General features: G+C 44.8%; 10 protein-coding genes and 3 pseudogenes. 1 reads left to right on the top strand and 12 read right to left on the bottom strand.

Features of this window, described 5'->3' with window-relative positions:
• The 6 genes and pseudogenes from HMPREF9141_RS13680 to HMPREF9141_RS13795 all read right to left on the bottom strand — a co-directional run.
• Window positions 1–256: pseudogene (locus HMPREF9141_RS13680) on the bottom strand (IS982 family transposase); the annotation flags it as partial.
• A gap of 163 nt (window positions 257–419) precedes the next feature.
• Entirely contained in the window at window positions 420–1,001 is a 582-nt protein-coding gene (locus HMPREF9141_RS04010; RefSeq protein ID WP_257009556.1) for a hypothetical protein, read from the bottom strand.
• 128 nt (window positions 1,002–1,129) lie between these two features.
• A complete protein-coding gene (locus HMPREF9141_RS04005) occupies window positions 1,130–1,852 on the bottom strand; it encodes a DUF8188 family protein (protein ID WP_007367208.1) in 723 nt (240 codons plus the stop codon).
• A gap of 14 nt (window positions 1,853–1,866) precedes the next feature.
• Window positions 1,867–2,583, bottom strand: coding sequence for a DUF8188 family protein (locus HMPREF9141_RS04000; protein ID WP_007367207.1), 717 nt, complete (start codon window positions 2,581–2,583; stop codon window positions 1,867–1,869).
• Window positions 2,573–2,782 (bottom strand): hypothetical protein, encoded by a 210-nt coding sequence (locus tag HMPREF9141_RS03995; RefSeq protein ID WP_007367206.1) that lies wholly within the window; start codon window positions 2,780–2,782, stop codon window positions 2,573–2,575. The genes HMPREF9141_RS04000 and HMPREF9141_RS03995 overlap by 11 nt, the downstream gene beginning before the upstream one ends.
• Before the next feature lie 15 nt (window positions 2,783–2,797).
• Window positions 2,798–3,081 (bottom strand): annotated as a pseudogene (locus HMPREF9141_RS13795) (IS30 family transposase); the annotation flags it as partial.
• An 846-nt stretch (window positions 3,082–3,927) separates the two neighbouring features.
• Here HMPREF9141_RS13795 and HMPREF9141_RS13790 point away from each other — a divergent pair.
• Window positions 3,928–4,103 (top strand): annotated as a pseudogene (locus HMPREF9141_RS13790) (transposase family protein); the annotation flags it as partial.
• Window positions 4,104–4,222: 119 nt separating this feature from the next.
• Here the strand turns inward: HMPREF9141_RS13790 and HMPREF9141_RS03985 are convergent.
• The 6 genes from HMPREF9141_RS03985 to HMPREF9141_RS03960 form a co-directional block, all read right to left on the bottom strand.
• On the bottom strand, window positions 4,223–6,541 hold the full coding sequence (locus HMPREF9141_RS03985; protein WP_007367205.1) for a glycoside hydrolase family 3 N-terminal domain-containing protein: 2,319 nt from the start codon (window positions 6,539–6,541) through the stop codon (window positions 4,223–4,225).
• A gap of 50 nt (window positions 6,542–6,591) precedes the next feature.
• Window positions 6,592–7,578 (bottom strand): hypothetical protein, encoded by a 987-nt coding sequence (locus tag HMPREF9141_RS03980; protein WP_257009555.1) that lies wholly within the window; start codon window positions 7,576–7,578, stop codon window positions 6,592–6,594.
• Between the two features lie 85 nt (window positions 7,579–7,663).
• Window positions 7,664–9,439, bottom strand: coding sequence for a SusD/RagB family nutrient-binding outer membrane lipoprotein (locus HMPREF9141_RS03975; RefSeq protein WP_007367203.1), 1,776 nt, complete (start codon window positions 9,437–9,439; stop codon window positions 7,664–7,666).
• A gap of 58 nt (window positions 9,440–9,497) precedes the next feature.
• A complete protein-coding gene (locus HMPREF9141_RS03970; RefSeq protein ID WP_007367202.1) occupies window positions 9,498–12,674 on the bottom strand; it encodes a SusC/RagA family TonB-linked outer membrane protein in 3,177 nt (1,058 codons plus the stop codon).
• A 27-nt stretch (window positions 12,675–12,701) separates the two neighbouring features.
• Window positions 12,702–13,916, bottom strand: a complete 1,215-nt coding sequence (locus tag HMPREF9141_RS03965; RefSeq protein WP_007367201.1) for a glycoside hydrolase family 5 protein — start codon at window positions 13,914–13,916, stop codon at window positions 12,702–12,704.
• Between the two features lie 227 nt (window positions 13,917–14,143).
• Window positions 14,144–18,160: a hybrid sensor histidine kinase/response regulator transcription factor gene (locus HMPREF9141_RS03960; RefSeq protein WP_040554438.1), complete on the bottom strand. Its 4,017-nt coding sequence runs from the start codon at window positions 18,158–18,160 to the stop codon at window positions 14,144–14,146.
• Between the last annotated feature and the right edge of the window lie 452 nt (window positions 18,161–18,612).

Raw genomic sequence — 18,612 nt, 5'->3', positions numbered from 1 at the left:
AAGAAACAACTTTTGGAAACAGATGGCGAAGCTGCTTGCATACTTTTTCAAGATAGAAATGTTTGAAGCAACGATAACCAGAATCGTGGAAAAGGATTATTATCAGCATAACTTCTGCCTTTGACATTGTAGAATTTCGATGATATTTCCTTTTTCCTGTAGGTTTTAGCCTATATTTTGCTGTCATTGCATCAAAAAACTTGCAGAAGTCATCTGCCATACAAAATCTTTCAGTAACTTTGTCCTCAGTGATCATAGCGATTTTTGTTTGTAACTGTTTGTATATTAGTTCTTTAAAGTTACAACAAATTTCGCCAATCACCAAATTTATAGACACTTATAATTCGTCGAACTCACGTTAAATAGTTTTTTCATTGTCACGATAGAGATTCTAATAAACAAGGATGTCCATTCCCCTTTTAAAGGAATCGTTGTCCTCTTGACTTGCTATATATTTCATAATTTGCATTTCTCACAGGGTTCCAATAGCCAAAGACATATTTAGACTTTCCAAATAGCGTATGATGATGCATTTTCTTAAGATTTAGACTTTTAACAAAGAATGAAAATATCCATTCATATTTTCCTGGTTCATAGAAATGGGGTAGATGGGAGGGCATACTGATTCTGATTTTCTTATCATTAAAACAGAAGGCCATTTCTCCAATTATCCCTCTGCTTATATCCACAGCCTCAATATAATACAGATTATCCATGGTGTTTGTATATATTAACTTTCTTCCCGAATAATACTTAAATAGATTATCGTCAGTTACCTCAATGCTTTTCTTTCGAATGGTTACAATGATTAAAAAAAGGAAGATACCCCCTGTCACCAATCCTGTGATACTAATAAAACGTAATGTTGATTCTATTCCATATGCAAGAGCAAAGAAAACTTCGTAAATGATTCCACTACAAATCATTGCAAGAAACATAAAGCCTACTATGGACCATATGTTCAAGGGGGTGGCATAGAAATTAAAGATCTGTTTCTTCATACTGTAATGAAACATAATATTTTATATACTTCATTTCCATAGGTATTTCCTATTTTCTTCTCTTTTGTTAGGCGGAAGCACATTTGCCAAGAATTGAATAAGTGTATAAATAATTTTCGGAAGCATAATTATTCCTCTTCAAACAGTCTTTCAAACTCGTCTTCGGGTAGGAGGTAACGCAAGTAATACTCTGCAAACTTATAGTTAACAGAGTCTGGCGTGTTGCGCATACGTTGGACAGCCTTGGGGGGGAGATAGAAATCTACAAATCTTCCTCCAGGTTGAAGACTATCTCTCCAGAGTGCAAATTTGTTTCGCTCTTCTATATCATCACCTGAGATAATTCTATGTAGAAAGACTGGCATTGGCTTTTCTATCGTTCCGTATGATTTATCCTTCCATTGTTTACGATTGACATAGACTGATAGCACCATGTTTGGACGCATCAGTCGACATTGTATACCTGCAGCATCATGACGACGTTGATAATGCCCAACAATTTCATCTATACCACCTACAATCCATATAATCTTAAAATATTTCTTGTATTGTGTAATATAATATTGTTCAAAGCTTGCATATATCCTCTGTTTTTGTTTACCATCACCTGTCAAAACTTTTGTTCGACGAGGTATTTCACCAGATGAGAAGTCGTACAAGTTAGTGGGTAGCACTATTTTTATACTATCCCACTGACTTACGTATGTCTTTGTATATGCGACAGCATCACGATTTCCCTTAAAATGTTCAATGATAGGATTAATAAGATAAAACAAAAGTGGTCCAAGCACTGAAATTCCAAATGCTTGTAATCCGTATCTTCCCCAATTTCCTTTGCTACTTCTCATCATAATGAACTCTTAGATTATTCTTCTTCAAACAGTCTTTCAAACTCGTCTTCGGGTAAGAGATAACGCAAGTAATACTCTGCAAACTTATAGTTAACAGAGTCTGGCGTGTTGCGCATACGTTGAACAGCCTTGGGTGGGAGATAAAAATATACCATAATTTCTCCAGGGAAAAGACTATCTTGCCTTAACGCATTCTTATTCCGCTCTTCTATATCATCACCTGAGATAATTCTATGTAGAAAGACTGGCATAGGCTTTTCTAACGTTCCATATGATTTATCCTTCCATTGTTTACGATTGACATAGACTGATAGTACCATGTTTGGACGCATTAAGCTATTTTGAACACCTGCTGCATCATGATGACGATTGTAAAGTCCAACAATTTCATCTATACCTACGATCCATATAATTTCAAAATATTTCTTATATTGTGAAATATAACACTTTTCAAAGCTTGCATATATCCTTTGTTTTTGCTTACCATCACCAGTCAAGACTTCTGTTCGATGAGTAAATTCACCAGATGAGAAATCAAATAGGTTAGTGGGTAGCACTATTTTTATACTATCCCACTGACTTACGTATGTCTTTGTATATGCTACAGCATCACGATTACCCTTAAAATGTTCAATGATAGGATTAATAAGATAAAATAAGAGGGGACCAAGCACTGAAATTCCAAATGCTTGTAATCCGTATCTTCCCCAATTTCCTTCATTACTTCCCATCTGATACTATTTTTGATTTTTCTTTATCTAAAAGATGTATTTTTTCTATATTCGAAATAGTACTTTTTGTCATATTATACTCTTCTTCTTTGAATTTACTGTCAATAAGCATATTAATCGCAGCTCCACCAACACCCATTCCAAAGCCAATTAATCCTCCAATAAACTTTCCTTTTGCTTGTTGAACCCGCAGAGTCAACCAGCAAGTGCAAAATTACAAAAGATGTTTAAAGAACTCGCACTTTGGAGTAGAAAAGTTTAATTTTTCTCTTGGTCTTTCGTTCAATTTCTTTTGTATGGACATAATTCTCTTCTCCGTATAGTTATCAAACGAATCCTTTTTAGGTATATACTGCCTGATTAATTATTTGTATTCTCAACAGTTCCCTTATGCCATGAACAATATGGGTCAGCGAAGTACACGGGCACGCCTAAGTATTTGGTGATGTCCTTATGTACCGCAAATTCAGGTCCGTTATCTGTTGTAATAGTGTTGACTGACTAATACCGACGATGTCGGCAATTTCTTTTCTCGCTGTTTTTTTTGGAGTAAGGCAAAAATTTGGGTTCTTCTGTTAAATGTGTGGACGCTTTTCGTATTGCTTTAGTAAAAGAACCAAAGTTACTCGCTAAACCAAAAACATTGCTAAGATTGTCAACTATCTATCTTATTCTCATTCTCTGACATTGATAATTATTTCTTTTTATACTTCGAAAATATGCAGACAATGATTTGAAAAATCATTACATAATCTCAAAGAAAATATCTATAAATAACGGCAAAAATATATATACGAAGCAAGTTTGCAACCAACAGTTAGTCAATTAGTTATAAATTGGTAAAGTAAAAGATGCTTAATTGGACTTCAAAAGGGCGTTAGTAAGGCTCTTAAAGGGCACCTTTTGCAAGTCAATTGGTCATCTTTTAGAAGCCAAAAGAGCATGTGTTGGGTTTGAACTGCGCGAAAATAATTTACAAACTTCACATAATAAAGGAATACGTTGTTTATTGAAGACAGATAGACGATGCACCTAATTACATTTATCATGTAGTTTATCCACCTTTGTAAAACCATCTATTTAAGGCTAATCATATCGTGTATACGGATTAATCTCATTCTATTAACCTGTCTACACATTTAACGAAAGAACCAAAATTTGCGACCTTTGCTCCGAGATTAATTGATGATACATTTGCAATACAAAGTTAGTTAATCTTTGGGAGACTTCGGTCTCCTTTTTTTTATTTGTATTGCTGGTTGTTTCTTTTTCCTCTCCGAGAGAGGCACTCTTTTATTGCACTTCGTTTTAGAACTTGCACGTGAGGAAGATTGCTATTTGTTTGACGATATACTGTATAAAGAAAGGTACAGCATAGAAAAACAAATGCGTGGTTAGATTCATACAGAAGTCTGTTGAACAGATTTGATGTTACTTTGACAAGTTGGCAAGCATGGAATTATATAGCATTTATTGTTATTCTGATGAAGAAAGTGAAAAAGAAACAAAAGTCAAAATAAGTTCAATATGAGCAATATATTTCTCTACCCCATATTCACCAAAGATTTTACCAAAATCCATTCCTAACAAGAATACATAGAATATTCTTGCAGGAATGGATCCCAATCTTTATATATGCTTATCTATTGGCTGTCTGCCACAGATAAGTATCTGCACAATGAACAGAGGCAGTTTGGTCGGCAATCATCAACTTAAAGTCGCCTTCCTCCAATCTCCATTTGCCATCCCAACCTACAAAAGCCAAGTCGTCTGCCTTTAATTCGAAGGTCACAGTCTTGGTCTCACCTGGCTGAAGTTCCACCTTGTCGAAGGCACGGAGACGACGACCATCTGGTACCATGCTGGCAACGAGGTCGCTGCTGAACAGGAGAATGCTCTCCTTGCCTGCTACCTTGCCCGTGTTCTTCACATCCACGCTCACCTTGATAATGTCTCCGTGGCGGAAGTCAGACTTGGAAACCTTCAGGTTGCTATATTGATAAGAGGTGTAGCTCAAACCATATCCGAAGCCCCACTGCTGGGTAATCTTCGCATTGTAGTCGTAAGCCCCTTCCATCGTACCCACCTCCTCACTCTTCTTGAAGTCGTAGTTAGCGAGCGAATTGATTTCCTTAGGATAGGTGTAAGGCATCTTGCCACTGAAGTTTGACTTGCCCGATACCAAGTTTACCAAGGCATCGCCGCCCATGTTGCCAGGGATAAGGATATCGATGATACCCTGTGCCAATGGTTCGATGTCGGCGATGAGACGTGGACGTCCTTCATTCAGTACCAAGATGACAGGCTTGCCTGTCTGAGCCAAAGCCTTGACCAGATTGCGCTGGTTTTCAGAAAGCCAGAGGTCTGTCAGGTTGCCCGGAGTCTCGGTATAGGAGTTCTCGCCAATGCAAGCCACAATGACGTCGGCATCCTTCGCTGCAGCCACTGCCCCCAGAATCTGAGGTTCGTTCTCCTCCCAATACTTGCCCTTTTCATTATAGGTAACACCCTGGTTCAAAATAACATTCTCCTTGCCATACTCATTGCAGAATGCCTCATAGATGGTATTATACTTGCCGGCAAACTCATCGGTACGATGGCCCTGCCAGGTATAGCTCCATCCACCGTCCAGACAGCGCATCTGATTGGCATTAGGCCCCGTGAGGAGAATCTTCTTGCCATGCTGCAAAGGAAGGATATTACGCTCGTTCTTCAAGAGTACCATACTCTCGGTAGCTCCCTCTAAGGCGAGTTTGGCAAACTCCTCGCCACCAAACTTAGGATAATTCTTCAGTTTCTGGGTTGGGTTCTTAAAGAGATCGAGACGGTACTTCATACGAAGCACACGGCGACAGGCATCATCGATGCGACTCATCGGAATCTTGCCTTCCTTCACCAATTCAATAAGGTAGCCACAAGCATCGCAAGAATAAGGTTCCATAATCATGTCGATACCAGCATTGATGGCGATGCGGAGTGCATCCTTCTTGTCCTTTGCCACCATCTCACGAGTATAGAGATTGTTGATGTCTGCCCAGTCGGTGATAAGCACACCATCCCATCCTGTCTCTTCCTTCAGCCATCCTGTCAGGATTTCCTTGTTGGCGTGCATCGGCATACCGTTGACGGAAGCGGAATTCACCATCACGGTCAAGGCTCCAGCTTGCAGACCCGCCAGGAAAGGAGCAAAGTGCTTCTCTCGCAAGTTGGCAGGAGAGATATAGGCTGGTGTACGGTCTTTACCAGTCCAAGGCACGCCATAGCCCATGAAGTGCTTCAATGAAGTGGCGATGTGATACTGGTCGATGTTATTTGGGTCCTCGCCCTGGAAGCCATAGACCATGGCCTTGCCCATCTCTGAACTGAGATAGCAATCTTCTCCAAAGTTCTCCCAGATGCGAGGCCAACGGGCATCACGACCGAGATCAACGGTAGGACTGTAAGTCCAAGGCACACTCACCGCACGAGTCTCATAAGCAGTAGCCTCAGCCGAATGGCGAGCAATCTCACGATTGAAGGTGGCAGCTACATTGATGTTCTGCGGGAAGAGGGTACCGTCTTGTGTATAAGTAGAACCGTGGTTCTGATCGAGACCGAAGACGCAAGGGATGCCGATGCGCTTCATCGAAATCTTCTGAATTTGCTCGATGTACTTCTCCCACTGCTTGGCGGTTGGCGCGCAAGTGTTAGGAGCGTTGAGGATAGAGCCAATCTTATAGCGAGAAAAGATAGAATCGGTCTTGTGCTCGTCGATATAGAACACACCGTTCTTGTCGTTGGCACCAAAGAGGTCGGTCACCAATTCCATCATCTGACCTATCTTTTCCTCCAAGGTGAGTTTCTTCAGGGTTTGTTCTACTTGAGCCTCTATCTTAGGGTTGCTTTTGATAACTGGAACATTGGCACTGGTTGTATAAGCAAATGCCAACATTGAAATAGATAATAATAATTTCTTCATAAGTTCAAAGGTTTGACGTTTTATGATAAAACGGAAATCTTTCTAATATTTTATTCGATAGTTACTTTCTTTACGGTGTAACCGTCACCCACGAGGAGGAAACCATCCTGCTCTGTCAAAAGTTGGATAGATAAGTCGGTCAGTTTAAACTCCCATTTAGCAGGTCCATCCACCATGATGTCGCCACGTTCTGGGTCGCCCTTACCAGTAAGGATGTTGTTCCACCAAGCAGTTGCAGCAGTACCCTGACCATTTCCATTCACATAGACACGGAGGATGGTGCCAGCCTTCACCTTTGAGAGGAAGGTATCCTTCAAGGCATTGAATGGTGTACCCCATGTCACGGCAAACTCACCTTCCCAGATGGTGTTCTCCATAGATGGGCGAGCCTCGGTGGTTACCTTGATGGTACCGCCAGCAAACTGTACACCATTGCCATCTACCAATGTAATGTCGTAATCGCCATTGGCGAGGTCGGAAGGAGCAGTAACTTTCAATGTTGTACCCTCATCGAGAACTTCGAAGGCAACCTCCTTATCAGCGATGAGAACTTTCTGAACGAGACCCAGGTTCTTGCACTCGTGGATGGTTGTAGTTTCTCCTGGAGCTACCCTAAGCTCGATGGCATTGGTACCCAAGGCTGGGTCATCGGCAGCAGGAGTCACGGTAACGTTCAAGGTGCGGGATGTGGTCTTGCCCTTGGTGGTGGTTGCCACAATCTTCAGTTCATGATTACCTAAAGGCAAAGGTTGGTCGATGGTAGTACCTGCGGCAATCTGAGTGCCGTCGAGCAACCATGTCACTGTGGTGTAGTGAACAGGAGTCACCTTGATTTCCAACTTATAATTTGTCTTGCGGTCTATCTTGGAATCAGCCAAGTCGGTGTTCAAGATACGTGGATCGTCATTTTCGCTGACAGTGAAGTATGGATCATCGTCAGAAGAGCAAGAAGACAAGGTAGATGTACCAGCCAGTGCGAAACTCATGGCGAAGAGCATCATCATAGCCTTCAAGACTTTTCCCTTATATTGTTTCATTGTCTTATTCATAATTAATTATTCTATCTATTGTCCTATAAAACTTAACACTTAACACTTAATATTTAACATTAAACATTAAACACTACTCGCTGTATCCCTTTCCGAATGGAGGATTGAAGTCTGGCTGAAGGTTTACATCAGCCTTGTCCCACCAGAGGCGCTTGTGCCAGTCGTCTGCACCACCCATGCGGTCGATGGCAGCCTTGTAGTTGGCACTGTTGTACTGACCTTCCAACTCAGGATACTGCAAACGGACAGGCATTGACCAGTTAGAATCTGTGTAAGTAAAACCATTCTTGGTCAAGAGATCACGATTCAAGATAGCAGGATAGTCAGAGCGGCGCATGTTTGCCCAACCCTCAGAAGGGTTCATCATGTGGAGAATCCAAGCCTGGGTGTTGATGGTCTCCTTAGGATTGTCACCCAACGGATTATTGGCAATGAACGCATCTATCTCTTCCTTGGAAATCTTGTTGGATGTAAGATAGTAGTTGTTGAGCAACTCCATGCTGGCACGAACACCAGCCTCGTAGTGGCTCTCTGCATCACCACCCCCAACATTCCAACCCTTGGTTGCAGCCTCAGCCTTGAGGAACTCCACCTCGGCATAGCTCATCAAGTCGCCAGGACAAGAAGGCATCTCGAAGTCGATGTTCAGGCAAGGACGACCTGCTCGGGCTATATAATCAGAGTTGGCATAAGTGTTCTCGTCTATCTCCGCATACTTCTTCAAAGTGGGAAGGTCATCAACCGTAGCTGGATTCATCCAGTCTGTGTACCAGGTAGCACCAGGGTTGCAAGGCTCTTCACCGAGATTCTTGCTCTGGAAGTAAGCCAGGAAATCATCGGTCAAGTCGATGTTCTGCTCTTTGTCTGGCTTCACCTGACTACGTTTGATATTGTAGTAGTGACGGCAGATGCGATAGAGACGAGGGTCGTTGGTATTCTGCAACTGATAGAACAAGGTAGAGCATACCATGGTAGGCGATGTGGCATCCTGACCATAGAGAATCTCTCCTAAGGCATTGGTGCGGAAATCGTAGTCGTTGGCTCCATCATAATAAGTATAAGGAGTATCAGCATATCTGATGTAAGCATCATCTGCTGCACTGGCGATAACACCGGCAGCAACAGCCTTCTCAAACTCTTCCTTTGCCTTCTGTGGATTAACATCTGAAATGCGCATGGCATAGCGCATACGGAGCGCATTGGCATACTTCTTCCACTTGGCTACATCACCACCCATGCTGGTGACATCACCAGAAATGCGGTCGGTACCAGTGCCAAGTTGCTTCTCGCAAGCGTCAAGCTCCTCAAAGAACCAGCTGTAGAGTTCCTCTACGGTATCATACTTAGGGGTGGAGATGCCTGAGATGTAACCCAGACCTGCCTCCAAACAAGGCACGTCGCCGTAGGTATCTGCCAAGACCGCCGTGAGATAGACACGATGGATACGAAGTGCCGCATTCAAGTTTGCCTTGTCTGCTGAATTGTGGATGGCATCCACAAGGTTCTTGATGCTGACCTCATAGTAGCGGTCCCAGACACGACGAGTGATGTCGTCCTCACGGAAGTTGGAACCTGCATAGTTGGTTACGTTCCAACCACCAGCGAAATACTGTGGAAAACCTGAGATATAGTTACGGTAGGTATCCATCAAACTGAAGTCACCGTAAGTCTGCAACAAAGCAGTAGTCAACTGTGCGTTAGGGTCGAGCTCGCCCACCTTGGTCTTGTCGGTATTGATGTTGCTCAAGGTTTCATCTGAGCAAGAAGTCATCGCAGTGCCGGTTGTCATCAGGGCGAAAGCCATCAGCAGGCTGCTCTTACCTATATATTTCTTGATTATATTGTTCATTTTCTTACATTATTATATTTTAGAACTCTTCTAAAGAAATTGATTTATTTTTTCGAGATTAGAACTTCACGTTCACGTTTAAACCATAGCTCTTACGAGATGGCAGGGAACCATATTCCAGACCGAGACCAGAGGTATTGTAACTGGAGTCTGGGTCGATGTTAGGAATATTCTTCCAAATAATGAATGGGTTACGAGCCACGAAGGATACGGTCAAGCCCTTGACATACTTGCCCAGGATGCTCTCTGGGAAGGTATAGCCGAAAGTAATCTCACGACACTTCACGTAAGAGTTGTCGTAAACGAAGGCACTCTGCACGCCATTTGCCACATGCTTCCAGTAATCCTCAGGGTTCACGGCGATGTCGTTCTTACGATAAGTACCATCGCCATTGTCGATGACACCCTCTACGACAAATCCCTTGCAGTTACCTGTTTCACGCCATGCGGCAAGGTCCATACCCGAAGCCTTGCGAGCCTCCTCAGAAGTGTACCACTCCTCACGGCCTGCCAATGTTCCCTTTGCCTTACCTGTCTGGTATGCGGAACGCATGGACATAGAGTAGATGTCGGCACCTACCTTAACATCGAATGCAGCAGAGAGGCGGAAGTTCTTGTAGCTGAAGGTTGAGTAGAAACCACCTGTCCAGTCCCAAGAAGAGTTGCCGATGGTCTTGATTTTCTGGTCAACCTTTGGAAGACCAGTAGCTGCATCGACAACCACCTGACCCTTGTCGTTGTAGAGGAAGTCGTGTCCACGGATGGCTCCATAGTTCTCTCCTACCTTGGCACCAACAGAAACACCGCACCAGTATGCCTTCGCCAACTCGAAGTAGTCCACGCCATTGGTGAGCGACTTCACCTTGTTGGTATTCTTCGAGAAGTTGACACCCAAGTCCCAAGCGAAGTCCTTGATCTGCAAGGCACGGGCATTGAGGGCAATCTCAATACCCTGGTTCTGAATCTCACCGGCATTGATGAGGCGGTAAGCATAGCCAGAGGTGGTGGTTGAAGCCAAGCTCAAAATCTGGTCCTTGGAGTTCTGGTTGTAATAGGTGGCATCCAAACCCAAGCGTCCGTTGAAGAACTTCATCTCCAAGCCTACCTCGTAAGAATCTGTCATAGTAGGCTTCAAATCCTTGTTTGGCTGTGTTGAGTTGGCTATCATACCGATGGTATAACCCGAGTAGCTGTACTTGCCCGTGGTATAGTTGAGTGCCAACAGGTATGGATCGGTATCGCTACCTACCTTTGCCCAAGATGCGCGAATCTTACCGTAATTGATGAACTTCTTGTTCTTGATAAACTCGGAGAACACCAAACTACCAGATACCGAAGGATATACGTATGTATTGTTATTGGTAGGGAGCGTAGATGACCTATCGCCACGGAGGGTTCCCTCCAGATAGTAAGTATGTTTGTAGCCGAGGCTCGCACTGGCATAGAGGGAAGAAATCTGCTTCTTATACATGTTCTCACGAGTTTTCTGCTCCAGATAGTTCATGATGTTCTGTATTCCATTCATCTGCTGGTTGAGACCGACGTTGGTAGTGGTCTTGTTGTTCACCTTGAAGATGTTACCACCAGCGGTAGCATTGACATCGAAGTCGCCCCATGAGTTGTTGTAGAGGGCGAGTATCTCGGCGTTGAATGTGCGGTTGTTGAAGATTTGGTCGGTAAGCTTTCCGGCAGGAGTACCTGGAGTTGTCTTGGCGATGAAGTCCTCGAAGTTCATGCTGTTGATGTCGGTACCGATGGTACCCTGCAACTTGAGGTGGTTGTCGATGTTCCAGATGGCCTTACCCGTAAAACGGAACACGTCCTTGTCGGATGTATTGCTGTTCTTATAGAGATCCCAGTATGGGTTCTTGTTATACTGGTCGTTACCATTCCAGTTGGAATAGTTGCCGTCGGCATCCTCATAGTGCTTCAACCAAGCCTGGTCGTAGGTACCCGCCAGGGTCATGAGGTTCTTACCCACGTTGCTCTGGGAGTCACCAAGGGCAGGACGATTCTTCACCTTCTCACGAGTATAGTTGGCGGTGAAGTCGAAGTCAACAGGACCTGCGGAGGTATTAACACGGAGGTTGAAGTTGTCACGACTCATATTGGTGTTAGGCAGGATGTCCTTGTTGCGCATATCGGTAACAGAAAAACGCATACCCGTCTTACTGGAATTAACAGAGAGGATGGCAGAGTTCTGGGTGGTGAAACCTGTGCGGAAGAAATCGGAGGCGTTGTTAGGGTGCATCAAGAATGGACGCTCCTCGCCATCGAAATACTTGAACATGAAATCATCGGCCTTAGGTCCCCAACTGGCATTGGTACCAGAGGTGCTGGATGTAGGCAGCTCGCCATTGTATCCAGCGCCATATATCTCCTGGATGTCGTCCCACTTAGCCAACTGGGTATCGACAGTGTAAGAACCATTGTACTCCACGGAAATCTTATCCTTCTCCGCCTTCTTGGTCGTAATCAAGATAACACCGTGGGAAGCACGGCTACCATAGAGGGCAGAGGCAGCAGGACCTTTCAATACGGTCATCGTCTCAATATCATCAGGGTTGATGGCAGAGATTCCATCACCCAGATCATAACCGCCACTTTCACCAGCACTGCCAAAGTTTGTATTATCCAAAGGCACACCATCCACCACGTAGAGAGGCTGGTTGTTGCCTGCCATTTCTGTATTACCACGAAGGAGCACGCGGGTAGAACCAGAAGCACCGCCAGCCGTATTCTGCACGACGAGACCAGCCACCTTACCTGAAAGAGAGTTGATGACGTTGGTTTCCTTCGCCTTGGTGAGTTCCTCACCCTTCACTTCCTCCAAGCCATAGCCGAGAGCCTTGCGGTCTCGTTTGATACCGAGGGCGGTGACAACAACCTCATTCAAGGCTTTACTATCCTCTTGCATCTTGATTTTCATACCATTAACAGCTTTCACGGTCATCGTCTTGTAACCGACGTAGCTCACTTCGAGTGTAGCTCCAGGCTTGCAATTCAGCGTAAAGTTACCATCCAGATCGGTAACGACACCGTTTGTTGTACCAGCCACCTTCACGCTTGCACCAATCAAGGTTTCGCCAGTGGCATCCACCACTGTACCCTTGATGCCTTGGTTCTGCTGAACGCTCATAGCAGCATTGTTCATCTGAGCAGCGAGGATGGCAGAAGTAGGCATCCACATCAAACCTGCACCGAGCATGCCGAGAAACATGGTTTTCTTTCTCATAATAGATATTTTGTTTTTAGTTTAACATTATTCTTTCCCAAAGATTCCTTCGAGAATCCAAGGAGCATTCACCTTCATACTCTTGAAACGGTCGAAGACGCCATACTTCTCAGAGCCGTTGCCAAAGTGGTTGTTGTCCCAAACGAAAGTAGAGAAGCCTCGTTTGCGAGCCTCCGTAGTCAAGAACTTACAGTAGTAGGTCATGTTTTCATGCACTTTCACTGAGTTTGACTTATAGTGGTCGGTTACTCCCCATTCTCCTATTACGACACCCAGTCCTTTGTTGCTCCAGGTATTCATCGCCTTATCGAAGAAATCCGTCATCGTCTTCTCGTTTTCAGCAGGTATCTTGCCAACATCCTTGTAAGCATCACCCCAGTAATCGTAAGCGCAATCGCCGGCATAACTCCATGGCTGATAGTAGTGGAATTCCACACTCATATAGTTGTTGCCATTGCCTTCGGCATCCTTCGGAATGATGAATCCTCCATTCTCGATGCCAAACCAAGGGTTGCAAACGTAAGTCTGTAAGATGAGGTGGCGCTTGGCATTGTTGCCGCCTGTGGCACGAACCATATCCACGAATATCTGATTGTAAGCATTCTGCACTTCGAGGTTCTCGGCAGTAGGCTTGCTCCAGTTGTCCCTGACGTGAACCTCATTGGTACCGGCGAAAGCCAAGCGGCTGTCATAATTGGCAAACTCAGAGGAGATATTCATCCAGAGGAGCGCAAGCTTTTGGCAGTTTTCATCCTTATATTGATAGGTAGGACGACCTTCGAGCCATTTTTCATGATGCGCATTGATGATAACCTTGAGGTCATTATCCAGACACCAACCCACTACCTCCTTGATACGAGCAATCCAAGCCTTGTCGATGCTCATCGCCTGAGCATTGGTAATGTGGCACTGCCAACGGATTGGAATACGGATGGCATTGAAACCTGCCTTCTTCACGGCTTGTATCATTTTTTTGGTGACAACGGGATTGCCCCAAGCTGTCTCTGCATGAATGGAACCATCAGGGTTGCCAATCTGCATCGACTCGCCATCCTGTCCAGGAGCTGAGCACTCGAATTCATTGCCGAGATTCCAACCTACTACATCCTTGTTCCATTGCTTGGCGGTAGGAATCGATTCGCTTGTATCAGGCGTATCCACCACCGAAGGACTAGCACTGCAAGAAAATGCAGTAAACATACTTACAAATAGCAAGCAGATTTTCAAAAGGTTCCTTTTCATTATTAAGTTTATTGTTGTTTATGCTTAATTGTTTATTCATTGCGAGTTATTGTTTAGACTTGGCTGCAAAAGTATAGAAAAGAGGAAAAAACTAGGTTAGAATGCAAACAAAAAAGGTTTCAAATCTGACTTATCGCCAGGTCTGAAACCTTACATTTGTATATAACTAACTGAATATCAGATAGTAGTAACTTTACTTTCTTTACCAGCAATTTACACTGCTCATTTTATTCATACTTACTCGGTGACACCCCGAAATGCTTCTTGAAGACTGTACTGAAGTACTTTACGTTTACAAATCCTGTCTTCACAGAGACATCCAAGACGCTATCGCCTTGCTTCAGATACTGGGCTGCCTGCTCCAAACGGATGAGTCGTATGAAGTCTTGCGGTCCTTGCCCAGTCAGAGTCTTCAACTTGCCATAGAAGAGGGTGCGGCTCATCGCCATCTCCCGGCAAAGGCGGTCGATGGTGAAGTCGGTGTCGCTCAGGCTATCGAGGACGAGACGGGTTGCTTTCTCAACGAAAGCTTGGTCCATCGGATCCAATTCCGGTTCTTTTTCATCGGAAGATTTATTCTTTTCATCGGAAGCGGATGGCACGGAAGGTTCGCTTGGCAACAGGCTCTTTTGAGACGATTGCCCAGAGTCCTCTCCTCTGACGATGGCGAGACTTCGCTCCATATAGTATTGACTCAGACGACAACGGTTCTTCAACATGCTCGCTATCTTGCTGGCAAGAATGGCAGAGTCGAATGGCTTGGCAATGTAATCGTCTGCTCCAAGGCCTAGGCCTTCTATCACGAAGTCGCGACCAGCCTTCGCCGTCAGGAGAATGACAGGCAGCCAACTGGTCTCCTTGTTTTCCTTGATGCGACGGCAGAGTTCGTCGCCCTGCATACCCGGCATCATCACATCGGATACCACGATGTCGCACTCGCCATTCTCTGCCAGATAGTTCAAGGCTGCCTCACCACTCTCCACATCCACCACATGATATTGGTCAGCGAAAGCCATACGGATGTATTGATGGAGGTCTTCGTTGTCATCTACAAAAAGGAGCGTGTCCTTAAGGGATTCCTCTGATTTTATTTTTTCATCGGCAGACACGGAGGTATCTGAAGTTTCTGGCAGACTTGCTGGCTTGGAAGAAACGGGAACATCAACATTTCCGTTATCAGGCAACACAACCAAGAAAGCAGTTCCCTTGCCTTCCTCGCTCTCGAACGTTAACTTTCCTCCCAGTTTCTGCACAAGCTGGCGAGTGAGCATCAAGCCCAAGCCACTACCCATCTCCTGAGAGTTGACTGCATTGGAGGCACGGAAAAAACTCTGGAAGATATGCCTTGCCTCGGATTTCGGGATACCGATGCCGGTATCGCTTACCTGGATGCAGACCTGCTTGCCAACCTCATCGATCGAAACAGAGACGGTGATGGTTCCACCCACCGGCGTATATTTTACGGCATTGGAGAGCAGATTCTCGAATATCAAATCCATCATAGAAAGATCGGTAGAGAAGGTATGCTGTCCACAGGTTGTCAACCGAAGACTGATATGTTTCTCCTGGGCAGACATCTGGAACTTATCCACCTGCTGACGCAAGAGGACAGACAGCTCCACATTCTTCAAGTGGACTTGTGTCTTCGCTACGGCTATTTTCTGGAAATCAAGCAACTCGGTCACCATCCTCAGAAGCTTGTCGCCATTATGCAGTGCCATCTCCAAGAACTTTCGGCTCTTATCGCCCAGTGTAGTATCCTTCGCCAAGTCGGCAAGAGGTGCCAGCACAAGACTCAAAGGGGTACGGATGTTATGAGCGGTATTCACAAAGAAGTTGATCTTGTCATCGTAGTACTTGCGATGCAAACGCTCCCTGTAGTAATCCCAGCCGAAATAGACGATAGCACCAAAGATGCTGAGATAGACAATCCATGCCCACCAAGAGTTCCACCATGGTTGGGCGATATGAATGCGCAAGGTGGATTCTCCCAAAATGCGTCCGTTGCTCCTACCCATTGCCTTGACATGCAAGGTGTAACTGCCAGGAGGCAAGGTGGCGAAACGAGCCTGCTGGTAGGCAGAAGGCACACTCCACTGATGGTCATACCCCTCCAAATAATACTGGTATTGGATGTCGTGCTGATACTGGTAATTGATGCTCTCGAAATGCACGATGAGAGTATTCTCGCTGTGTGAAAAGCTCATCTTGCCAGTCTGCAACATCTTGAAGAGTTCTGCATTCCAATCTTCCAGTTGGGCAGCCTCATCGAAAGTCTTTCCTTCCACCTCAACACCCGTGATATGAAGAGGAGCCTTGTAGTTCAATCCTCTGGCAAACTTGGATGCCAAGACCACAGCTCCTTCACTGCTTCCGAATATCATTCGCCCGTCTTGGGTTCGGACCACAGCCATACGCTTGTACTCCCGCTCCAATCCCTTGAAGAAGTTGAGATTGGTCACCTTTCCATGATCGATGAAAGCCAGTCCCTTGTCGGTACTCATCCACACCTTGCCAATGGGAGTCTTGACCAAGGCATAGACGGTGTTGGAAGGCAAAGACTGCGAGATGGTATAGTTCTTAACCTGATGCTTCTGCCAATCGTAGAGGTACAAGCCTCCTCCATCGGTGGCTATCCAGATATGCCGTGCATCCTGAAAATCCATCGCATTGACAAAGAAATTATAATCGACTGACGGAAATTCCGACGGATAGAAGAATCGACTGACACGAAGGCTTCGCTTGTCGATACGATAACATCCATGGGTCGTTCCCACCGCAATAATCTTCTTATCAGGAGACTCCACGATACTCTGAACTTCATTGATTGGCAAGTAGTTAAAGGAGTTATCCACATTTCCATTCTTTTCTAATGATGATGGGATATGTACCAAGTCTCCATCCAAACAACCTATCCACAAGCTTCCTTCGCTATCCTTGAAAATGCTATACACATAGTCGGTCTTTAACTTGCCATTCGACACGGAGTAAGCCCGACTACTGCTTCCATCGGCATGAACCTGAAAGATGCCATCACCATAGGTTCCCACCAAGACCTTGCCATCGGCAGTCTGACAAAGGGTAAGCGCCACCTTATTATATAGGGAATGATGCCACAGATGGGTTTGCTCGTCATAGATGCTCACCCCCTTGTCGGTAGCATACCATATCTTGCTATTGCGGCCCTGTGCATCCACGCTCTGCATGACATCGTTCACACCATTATTGATAAGCGACTGGCTGTTGAGATACTCATGGCGCACAAACTCCAAGGTATGCTCCATTGGAATAGCCATATCCACACCTCCCGAATAGGAACCCATCCAAAGGTCGCCAAGATGGTCCTTGCAAAGGGCATAGACGCCATTGCCATGCAATACATTTTCCGGTCTGCCATCCGTATTCAAAAGTAGATTCGTCTTACAAGTCTTCTTGTCGTAGGCATAGACACCTGCTCCATCCACTGCCATCAAGATGGTGGCTGCATCATAGGGGATAATGGAACGAACAGGGATGAGCGGAATATCTGATAAGGATGAGAATTGCGCGAGAGAAGACAATGGCTTCCATGTTCTGTCATCGAGCAAGAGAATGCCACGATGGAAAGTTCCCAACCATATCTGATGAGTCTTCACGTCGTGATAAGACGAAAGCACGGAATACCCTCGCAAGAGCAATCGAGGCTGGGCTGCATTTTGTGAATAGGCGAAGACTCCCGAAGGAGAACCTATCAATAATTGTTTGCCGAAGAATCGGATATGATTGACATATGTGTTCTTCAGAATGTATTTTCCTTTGTTCGGCGAACTATACGCTGTTTTGTCTTTGCTACCAGCAATAGATAGAGGAGCCATCCTATACACTCCCCTATCCAATGCCATCCAAAAGCATCCCTTGTCATCGACCAGCAAGTCATTGAGCACCACACTTCCTCCAAGCACATTCATCAGATTGACCTGGAGTTGGAATGTGTCTTTCACCTTATTATATATATAGATCTTTCCTTTATTATCATAGGCATAGATATGCTGTTGGCTATCCTTAGTCAACTTGATGTTTCTGCCACTGGCATCACTAAACTGCATATCCGTAGCCAAGGTATAGTTCCGTACCTGTTGACCATTGTACCTGTCAACGCCTCGCTTGGTACTGATCCACATAGCACCATCCTCAGCCTCAACTATCGAATACACACGGGCACTGGAGAGCCCATTGTCCGTATTGAGATTCGACAACATCAGCATATTGCGGGTCAAATGTTCCTGAGCATGGAGCTGCGAACACAGCACCATGCACAAGAGCCACAGGAAATCAACCTGTAATCTTAGGAAATATGATAAGCCTTTATTTTTCATTTATCGCTCCAATGTATTAATTTCTTCCAGTCCCTTGGTTTGCTTCTTCAGCGTTATGCCGAGTCCCTTCAAGCTCTCCACCCTGCGCATCACGTTGCCGCTTCCATCGTAAAGCTGCTACCTTGTCTTATCGAAGGTCCTGGAAAGACGAGTTATCAGATCGTCGATACCCAGGAAGAAGCCGATGGCAAGCCCTATAACGATTCCTATTACTTTTTTATATTGAAGTTGTCTTGACTTTTTATTTTGTTAAAATCGAGAGGATTTCTTATCTTTGTATTAGCAAACCAAGCCTCAAAATCTTCTCATGTACAAAGTACTATACAAAGATACAATAAAAA

Origin of the sequence: Prevotella multiformis DSM 16608, assembly GCF_000191065.1 — a bacterium.
GTDB classification, from domain to species: Bacteria; Bacteroidota; Bacteroidia; order Bacteroidales; family Bacteroidaceae; genus Prevotella; species Prevotella multiformis.
The sequence above is the reverse complement of the archived record's forward strand: the minus strand, read 5'-3'. Positions and strand labels throughout refer to the sequence as shown.